Origin of the sequence: Cyclobacterium qasimii M12-11B (assembly GCF_000427295.1) — a bacterium.
Lineage (GTDB): Bacteria > Bacteroidota > Bacteroidia > Cytophagales > Cyclobacteriaceae > Cyclobacterium > Cyclobacterium qasimii.
On sequence record NZ_ATNM01000014.1, the window covers coordinates 35,565 to 44,789 of the forward strand.

General features: G+C 40.0%; 6 protein-coding genes. 1 reads left to right on the forward strand and 5 read right to left on the reverse strand.

Translation table 11 applies throughout. From position 1 onward, the window contains the following. Positions 1-7: 7 nt before the first annotated feature. The 5 genes from cobA to htpG form a co-directional block, all read right to left on the reverse strand. Positions 8-784, reverse strand: a complete 777-nt coding sequence (cobA, locus tag ADICYQ_RS01390; RefSeq protein ID WP_040413833.1) for a uroporphyrinogen-III C-methyltransferase — start codon at positions 782-784, stop codon at positions 8-10. Further along, positions 781-2,883, reverse strand: coding sequence for a ferredoxin-like domain-containing protein (locus tag ADICYQ_RS01395; protein WP_020893336.1), 2,103 nt, complete (start codon positions 2,881-2,883; stop codon positions 781-783). The genes cobA and ADICYQ_RS01395 overlap by 4 nt, the downstream gene beginning before the upstream one ends. Positions 2,884-2,919: 36 nt before the next feature. Then, on the reverse strand, positions 2,920-3,645 hold the full coding sequence (locus ADICYQ_RS01400; RefSeq protein ID WP_020893337.1) for a phosphoadenylyl-sulfate reductase: 726 nt from the start codon (positions 3,643-3,645) through the stop codon (positions 2,920-2,922). A 129-nt stretch (positions 3,646-3,774) separates the two neighbouring features. Continuing rightward, positions 3,775-4,191, reverse strand: a complete 417-nt coding sequence (locus ADICYQ_RS01405; protein ID WP_020893338.1) for an RrF2 family transcriptional regulator — start codon at positions 4,189-4,191, stop codon at positions 3,775-3,777. Between the two features lie 170 nt (positions 4,192-4,361). Then, complete coding sequence (gene htpG, locus ADICYQ_RS01410) at positions 4,362-6,245, reverse strand: molecular chaperone HtpG (RefSeq protein ID WP_020893339.1); 1,884 nt, start codon at positions 6,243-6,245, stop codon at positions 4,362-4,364. A 235-nt stretch (positions 6,246-6,480) separates the two neighbouring features. Between htpG and ADICYQ_RS01415 the strand changes: the two genes are divergently transcribed. Continuing rightward, entirely contained in the window at positions 6,481-8,874 is a 2,394-nt protein-coding gene (locus ADICYQ_RS01415) for a glycoside hydrolase family 95 protein (protein ID WP_235114243.1), read from the forward strand. Positions 8,875-9,225 lie beyond the last annotated feature (351 nt).

The window sequence follows — 9,225 nt, forward strand, 5'->3', positions numbered from 1 at the left end:
TCTCTTTTCAATTCAGTTTATTTTCATAGACTACAGCCTCATAAAGAGCCTTCAACTTGGGACTCTCCCGAACCACATCACCAATGATGATAATGGCCGGTGCCCCCACTTGGTCTTTCTGGGCTTTCTTCTCTATATCTGCAATGGTTCCAGCAACGATTTTCTCGTCACGAGTTGTTCCACGTTCTATTATGGCTATGGCTTTATCAGAAAAACCTTGCTCTTCATAAATCCTAACAATCTCTTCAAGTTTCCTGGTCCCCATTAGTAGGACAACAGTAGCTTTGGATTGACTAGCCAGCAATAAATCTCTGGACAATTCCCCGCTTGAAGTAGTGCCAGTAATCACCCAATAACTTTCTGAGATACCTCTTTTTGTTACCGGAATACCTGCAGCAGCAGGAACGGCCACCGTGGAAGATATACCTGGGACCACCTCTGCCTTTATTCCAAACTGTTGAATATAATCAAGCTCCTCTGCCCCCCTACCAAACACAAAAGGATCGCCACCCTTAAGCCTAACTACATGGCCAAACTTTTTGGCATAGTATACACACATCCTGTTGGTTTCTTCCTGTGGATTTTGACGGCTTCCATTTCGTTTACCGACAAATATCTTTAAGGCTTTATCAGGAGCATGATTAAGCAGGGAAACATCTATTAGCGCATCATATAGGACAACATCTGCCTTATTTAATGCCAAGACGCCTTTTAAGGTTATCAATTCCGGATCACCGGGACCAGCACCTACCAGGGTTACTCTTGGTCTAATTTCATTCATCATGCATTTACTTCTTTTGCTCTGTATTCGCTGATTGCTTCAAACACCTGTTCGGCAATTTTAAAATAGGCCAAAGCAAATTCTTCTGACGGTTGATTCTCTTTAAGTTGGTAAACCAATTCCGAAAAAGAAGCAGATAGATTGATCTTCTTCGTTTCGGTCAGGTGCTTGTCAAACTCAATTACAAGATTGGCAAAGCTATTGGTATTTACGCCTTCAGCAGTAAGAATTGCTTTCCCAGCATTCATCATACTTGTATAGGTTTGATAAATACCATCAGACCATTTTTCTGCTTTCAAACTGTCTTCTGCATCAGCCAACTTCTCTCTCGCCTCTAGCAATAAAGTGGACACCAAATCAATAACCACCCCAGCACATTCACCAACACCTATTGCTTTGACATACGCTTCGTCATTGCCCCAATCTACAAAATCGCTTTCCGTAATATTGTCTGTTCCAGCAAATGGTTTTAATATTTCATAGAAATACATTTGACCCTTGCGTTCATAATAGGCAGCATAATTTTCATCTTTCTCTGCACCAGATTTGTAATCATCAAGTAGGGCACGCAAACTCTGTGGTCCTCTCTTACTTGGAACCTTAATCACCTTATCGGCAAATTTTCCTTTACCATCACCAAAAGTGGCTCCGCCTAGCAATACTTGTAGCGCTGGCAGAACAGCTTTACCTACTTTCATTGACATCCCCTGGAAGCCAATAGAAGCCATATTGTGCTGACCACATGCATTCATACATCCGGAGATCTTAATGTTTAGGTCCTTATTCAATAAAAATTCAGGATATTCATCTATTATCACTTTCTCCATCACTACTGCAGCACCAGTACTACTGGCAATTCCCAAATTACATGTATCGGTACCTGGGCAAGCGGTAATGTCACCTACGGAATTGTATCCGTAATCTACCATTCCCAACTTCTTAAGTTCTTGGTAAAAGAAAGGAATCAATTCTTCTTTTACATCTCTAATCAAAAGATTTTGACGGAGTGTGAAACGGATCTCATCACTGGCATATTTTTTAACAAGAGCTGCCAATTGACGGGCTTCTTTTAAATAAAAGTCTCCAAGATGCACTTTGACACCAATAGAGAAATAACCAGCTTGCTTTTGATTCAAAACATTGGTCAGTTTCCAACGTCTATAATCCTCATCTGTAGGAACTGTAAATTCAGGCACCACAGGATTAGGCAATTCACTGGCAGCATCACTGGCGGTCGTATCGATTGGGTAACTTTGAAATGGAAGGGCAAGTTTCTCCTCGGCTACCAACTTCAAGAACTCTTCCACACCAAGATTATTGATAAGGAATTTCATTCTTGCTTTCATCCTTTTGGCTCTCTCTCCATGTCTGTCAAAAACCCTTACGACTCCTTCTACAAATGGAATGATTTGATCAGTCGCCAAAAATTCATGAACCACATCAGCATGTCTTGGTTGCGAACCTAATCCGCCTCCTAGAAGTACTTTAAATCCTCGTACTTCCTTGCCATCTATTTGCTTAACCTTAGGGATAAATCCAAGGTCATGAAGATAGGAAAGCGCCGTATCTTCGTCGCTTGAAGAAAAACTAATTTTAAATTTTCGACCCATTTCCTGACTGATAGGATTCCTCAGCATGTACCTGAAGGTAGCTTCAGCATATGGGGTAACATCAAAAGGTTCTTTCGGATCAATTCCTGCTGTCTCTGAAGCAGTGACATTCCTTACAGTATTGCCACATGCCTCTCTAAGGGTAACATCATCCTTGTCCAATTCTGCCCAAAGTTCTGGGGTTTTGTCCAGGCTTACATAGTGGATTTGAATATCCTGCCTCGTAGTGATGTGCAATCTACCCGTAGAGTATTTTTCTGATACATCACAAATTCTATTCAGTTTCCCAGAAGTTACCCTTCCATAAGGCAATTTAATTCTGATCATCTGAACGCCTTCCTGACGCTGCCCGTAAACACCACGCGCTAAACGAAGACTTCTAAATTTTTCTTCGTCAATTTTCCCGTTGCGAAACAAGGTTATCTTTTTTTCCAGTTCTAGAATTTCTTTTTCTACTACTGGATTTTCTATTTCAGTTCTGAAACTTTGCATCTTAAATATTTTTCAATTGTAGCTGTTACTAATTTGTTAGGATTTATTGGCTATTACACCCTGCTCATGCAATCCACATTCTTTTTGGGAAGATTCCCACCACCACCTTCCGGCACGGGCATCTTCGCCCGCTGCTATGGCACGTGTACACGGAGCACATCCAATACTAATAAAACCCTTGTCATGAAGCGTATTATAAGGTATACTATTCTCCTTAATATAAGCCAACATTTCCTCCATCGTCCAATGCAATAAAGGATTGTATTTCAAAATCTGGTTTCCCTCATCCCATTCCAATATCTGCATATTTTGACGGTTTGGGCTTTGCTCTGATCTAAGACCAGTTATCCAAACCTTTTTTCCGCTCAAAGCACGCTTTAACGGTTCTACCTTCCTAACGTAGCAACATGATTTTCTATTCTCTACGGATTGATAAAACCCATTGATTCCATTTTTACTAACTAGCTCTTCTACAGAAGCTGTTGTTGGATAATAAGGCTTTATAGACAGACCGTATTTCACTATGGTTCTAGACCAAAGATCATAAGTCTCATAGAATAGTCTTCCGGTATCCAATGTAAAAACTTCTACAGGCAGCTTACTTGCAGCTATCTTCTGAGTAATCACCTGATCTTCTTGCCCAAAAGAAGTTGAGAAAATAATTTCTCCAGGAAATAGATCAACCAAAAGGCTCATAGCGTCCTCCATAGATAGTTTCTCTATCCTTTGAGTAAGCTCTTTAATTTCATTTTCTTGACTCATAATGCTTCATTTTTCTGGAAGTAGCAGTGGGTTAGAAAGCTACCTTTAATCCTGGACTATAAGGTACAGCCAATAGGAACCACAAAAGTACACAAAACCTACAAATATTATAGAGTAAATGGAAAAAAATTACTCCCTCTCCAAAATATCTTGTAAAGTTTTCATTTCCAATATTTTAAGGGTCTCGTCTCTCACCTCTGCCATCACCATATTAAGGCCACACTTCTCTTGGCTGGCACATTCCTCACAGGGCTCATAATAATTTAAACTTACGCAAGGTAATAAGGCAATTGGCCCATCAAGTAAGCGTATTATTTTAGACAATCGAATTTCATTGGGCAATTTGATTAGGTAGTAGCCTCCACCTTTGCCTTTTTTACTACCAAGAAGACCTGCTTTTTTCAATTCAAGCAGAATATTCTCTAAAAATTTATGCGAAATATTGTGGTGAGCTGAAATCTCCTGAATAGGTACCGCTCCCTGATCTTTATGTTTACCTAAATAGGTCAAAGCATGAAAGGCATATTTTGTTTTTTTAGATAGCATGGGCAATTGTAAAAGGTTTCTTCGAATTAAAGATAATCACTTTCCATCGAAAATTTAATTTCCTGTGACTGTTTATGTCCATTCAGGGCAAAGTCGGCAACAAATAAAAAACAAGAGCCTGATTTTCATCAAACTCTTGTTTCCTCAATGTATATATTTCAAATCTAAAGTTAGATCAAATCAACACTTCTCTTAACAAAAGCAGTTAAGGCTTTCCCTTTCAAAAGTCCCTGAGAAACCAAGGCCAGGTCAAATGCCTGCTTCGCTAGTTTCAATTGAACTTCTTCATCTTCTGTTTTTAAGATTTTATCAATCAGTGGATGGTTGCCGTTGATTCCTACTTTATAGTTATCGGGCATCGCACCATAGAAGCTCATTCCTCCACCATTCTGTGCCATGTCTTTCATCCTACGCATAAACTCATCCATAGTGATTGTTACTGGCAATTCTTCAGGGCTTGCACCTTCTATTTCTACAGAATAAGCTTTGTTAGCTATTGACTTTTCAAAGAGCTCTTTAACCTTATTGGACTGGTCTTCGGACAGTAGGCTTTCATAACCTCCATCTTTGTCAATCAACTTATCCACCACATCGGCATCCACCCTTTTCATGCTGGCATTTTCCAACTTGCTTTCCAGGTTTTGAATAAAATGACTGTCGATTGGAGAATCCATCAACAACACATCGTAGTCCTTTTTATTGGCAGATTGGATGAATGCATCCTGGCTGTCAGCATCAGTCGCGTATAGATAGACTACCTTGTCGTCTTTACCTGTCTGAAATGGTTTTACCTTTTCCTGGTATTCGTCAATTGTAAAATACTCCCCATTAGTGTTGGTAAGCAAGACAAAATCCTTTGCTTTATCATAGAATTTATCTTCAGAGATCATTCCGTATTTCACGAACAGTCCAATGTCTTTCCATTTGGATTCATAAACCTTTCTGTCCTTTTTGTAAAGCTCTCCCAGTTTATCCGCCACCTTTTTGGTGATGTAATTGTTGATTTTCTTAACATTGCTGTCTGCCTGTAAGAAACTTCTTGACACATTAAGTGGTATGTCTGGTGAATCAATCACACCATGAAGCAGCATTAAAAATTCAGGAACAATGTCTTTTACTTCATCCGTAATAAACACCTGACGGCTAAAGAGTTTGATTTTGTTCTTTTGAAGCTCAAATTCATTTTTAACCTTAGGGAAATAAAGCACTCCTGTTAGGCTAAATGGATAATCCACATTTAGGTGAATCCAGAAAAGTGGATCTTCACTCATTGGATAAAGTTCCTTGTAAAACTTCAGGTAATCTTCATCTGTAAGCTCACTTGGTGAAAGCGTCCAAATAGGATTGGTTTCATTAATGATATTGTCAACCTCAACCGATTTCCATTTCTTTTCGCCCTTGTCGTCTACACCATCTTCAACGTTCTCTGATTTGGTGCCAAATCGAATTGGAACAGGAAGAAACTTGGCATATTTATCGAGAATACCTTGTAGTTTAAACTGATCAAGAAATTCTTCAGATTCACTATTGATATTAAGTGTAATCTCTGTACCTCTTTCAGTTCTTTCTCCAGGCCCTATTTCAAACTCTGTACTTCCATCACAAGTCCACTTGGCAGGCTCCGCGCCTTCTTGATAAGACAAAGAGTCTATCACAACGGTATCCGCAACCATAAAGGCAGAATAAAAACCTAAACCAAATTTCCCAATAATCTCATTGGCATCCTTGGCATCTTTAAATTTCTCGACAAATTCGGAAGCACCAGAAAAAGCAATCTGATTGATGTACTTTTTGATTTCCTCCGAAGTCATTCCTAATCCACGGTCTGTGATCTTTATCCATTTGTTGTCTTTATCAAAGCTAACATCAATGGTTAAGTCACCCAGTTCTCCTTTATATTGGCCTAAAGTAGCCAGCCTTTTGATTTTCTGTGTAGCATCCACTCCATTGGATACTAATTCTCTTAAAAAGATTTCATTATCAGAATACAAGAATTTCTTGATAATGGGGAAGATATTTTCGGTATGAATCGAAATTGTACCTTTTTCCTGCATGGTATTTTTTATTTTATTTAAACAAAGTCAACTATTATGTTTTTGCTTAAATCAAGTCTTGTTCCAAACTCTTTTTAATGTCAAATTGTCAGTACCACAAACAGGGTAGCAATCAAAAAGAGGGTTATTCCTAAAATTTCTCTCCTAATCCTATTAATAGACTCCGTTTAAAGGATTTCTAGAAAAGGAATAAAATTATTTTAGTATAATGCTTATCCATAAAAAACAACTTAAAATGCGCTCCTATATCTTCCCCCTTATCATTAGCATGTCATTGTTTCTTGGAGGCTGTCAAACCGAAGCCAATGAAACAGAAAATTCAAAAAAAATGCAGCTTTGGTACACTTCTCCCGCCAATGAATGGCTGGAAGCATTGCCCATAGGCAATGGACGATTAGGTGCCATGGTTTTTGGAGGAGTGAAGGAAGATCAAATTCAGTTAAATGAGGAAAGCCTTTGGGCAGGGATGCCAGAAGATCCTTATCCCGAAGATGTACAGAAGCATTATGCCGCATTCCAGCAATTGAACCTGGAAGGTAAATACGAAGAAGCCTTAAATTATGGAATGGAGCATTTGGCGGTTTCGCCTACTTCGATTCGGTCCTATGAACCCCTTGGAGAATTACATATTTCTTTTGACCATCAAAAATCTCCTGAAAATTACCGTAGGACACTTGATATGGAAACCGGTGTCGTAACTTCCACCTACACCATTGACGGGAAAAGATACTTACGGGAAGCTTTTTCTTCTAACAAATACAACGTTATTTTTTATCGTTTTGAGAGTTTTGATGGAGAGCCGGTAAACAGTACCATCCGCTTCGATCGGGAAAAGGACATCGTTCAAAGCATAGGAGAGGGTGAAATACTTTTTGTAGATGGCCAGGTATTTGACGATCCTGACGGCTATGATGACAATGTCGACGGCTCAGGTGAAACCGGCTTGCACATGAAATTCGCTTCTCAAATAACGGCTACTTTGGACGATGGTAGCATCAGTGGAAATGAGAACACGCTCAAGATCGAAAACAGCACAGGGTACACCGTTATTGTCAGCGCAGCGACGGATTATAATTTAGCCAAGCTGAACTTTGACAGAAACATTGATGCAAAAGACAAGTCTTTAAAATCATTAAAAGGAGCCCTGGAAACAGCTTATAAAACAGCTAAAAAGGCACATACTGCTGAGCACAGTGAAATGTTTAATCGCGTTGCCCTATCTTTAGGAAGTCCACTTCAGGACACCATTCCCACAGACAAACGACTAGATCAGGTGCGGGCAGGCACCAATGACAACCACATTACCGAATTGTTTTTTCAATACGGAAGATATCTCCTGATGGGCAGTTCTGTCAACAGGGCGGTTCTACCTGCCAATTTACAAGGTATCTGGAACAAAGAAATGTGGGCTCCCTGGGAGTCAGACTTCCACCTGAACATCAATTTACAGATGAACTACTGGCCAGCTGACCAAACCAATTTGTCGGAAGCCTTTATTCCATTGTCCAATTTCATGGAGAAATTGGCGAAAAATGGAGAAACGACTGCAGAAAAATTCATTGGTTCTTCAGGCTGGATGGCACACCATGTAAGCAATCCTTTTGGTAGGACTACTCCATCTGGATCCACCAAGGACTCTCAAATGACCAATGGTTATTCCAATCCCTTGGCAGGAGCATGGATGTCCTTGTCTTTATGGAGACATTATGAGTTCACCCAAGACCAGGAACACCTAGAGCAGACAGCTTATCCTGTCCTGGCGGGAGCAGCACAATTCATTTTAGACTTCCTTAAAGAGAATGAAAAAGGTGAATTGGTCACTTCTCCTTCTTACTCTCCGGAAAATGCCTATATAGACCCAAAAACGGGCAAATCCACAAGAAACACAACAGCTGCCAGCATGGACATCCAAATTATCAATGACATCTTTAACGCCTGCCTGAAAGCAGAAGAAATCATTGGAGACAAGAAATTGACTGCGGCCATTGAAAAAGCATCCAGCAAATTACCACCGATCAAAATCGGGAAAAACGGCACCCTTCAGGAATGGCATGAAGACTATGAAGAAGTGGAACCTGGCCACAGGCACATGTCTCATTTGTACGCCTTGTATCCTTCCAACCAAATCACGAAGGCTACGCCTGAACTATTTAAAGCAGCAGAGAAAACCATTGAAAGAAGATTAACCTATGGAGGTGCAGGACAGACAGGCTGGAGCAGGGCCTGGATCATCAATTTCTTTGCGCGTTTGCAAAAGGGAGAAGAAGGACTTGAACATATCCATGAAATGATGGCCACTCAATTGTCACCCAATATGTTTGACTTGCTGGGTAAAATTTTCCAGATCGAAGGCAATTTTGGTGCTACTGCAGGTATAGCGGAAATGTTAGTACAGTCACATGAAGAAGGAATTATCCGATTATTACCAGCACTACCAAAAGCTTGGGAGCTTGGTAAAGTAAAAGGACTTAAAGCCAGAGGGAATTTTGAGGTAAGCATGGAATGGGAGGCCGGTAAACTTATAAAAGCAGAGATTCTGGCGATTACAGGAGGTAAGACAAAGGTTTTATGTCAGGGCAAGGAATGGGAAATAGACCTGGAAAAAGGAGCTTCACAGATTCTTTTATAAATTTTAATAAAATGGTTAGACCTGAAGGGTGACATCTTCAGTCCCATAGGCACCTGCCTGTGAGACATTTTGAATGGATAAAGAAGCCTGAAGGACTTCAACAATAATAACCAAGTGGTTTCAACCCACGGAAAACGGAATATACCGCCAATTAATTTTGGCGGTATTGTTGCTTTTTTTCTGCAACAATACTGACAAAATCATAACGTCACTTCCCTAAATAAAAACCTAACATTAATCAATACGGAAAACAAAAACCCCGACAGGGGTGACATGATTATAGCCGATGGAATCAGCCACCGGATTAGTGAATAAGACGCTAATCGATTTTGGCGGTATTGTTGCTCTTTC

Bases quoted from the DNA above. Each gene is read 5' to 3' on its own strand.
- cobA (WP_040413833.1), bottom strand. From the start codon at position 784: ATGATGAATGAAATTAGACCAAGAGTAACCCTGGTAGGTGCTGGTCCC.
- ADICYQ_RS01395 (WP_020893336.1), bottom strand. From the start codon at position 2,883: ATGCAAAGTTTCAGAACTGAAATAGAAAATCCAGTAGTAGAAAAAGAA.
- ADICYQ_RS01400 (WP_020893337.1), bottom strand. From the start codon at position 3,645: ATGAGTCAAGAAAATGAAATTAAAGAGCTTACTCAAAGGATAGAGAAA.
- ADICYQ_RS01405 (WP_020893338.1), bottom strand. From the start codon at position 4,191: ATGCTATCTAAAAAAACAAAATATGCCTTTCATGCTTTGACCTATTTA.
- htpG (WP_020893339.1), bottom strand. From the start codon at position 6,245: ATGCAGGAAAAAGGTACAATTTCGATTCATACCGAAAATATCTTCCCC.
- ADICYQ_RS01415 (WP_235114243.1), top strand. From the start codon at position 6,481: ATGCGCTCCTATATCTTCCCCCTTATCATTAGCATGTCATTGTTTCTT.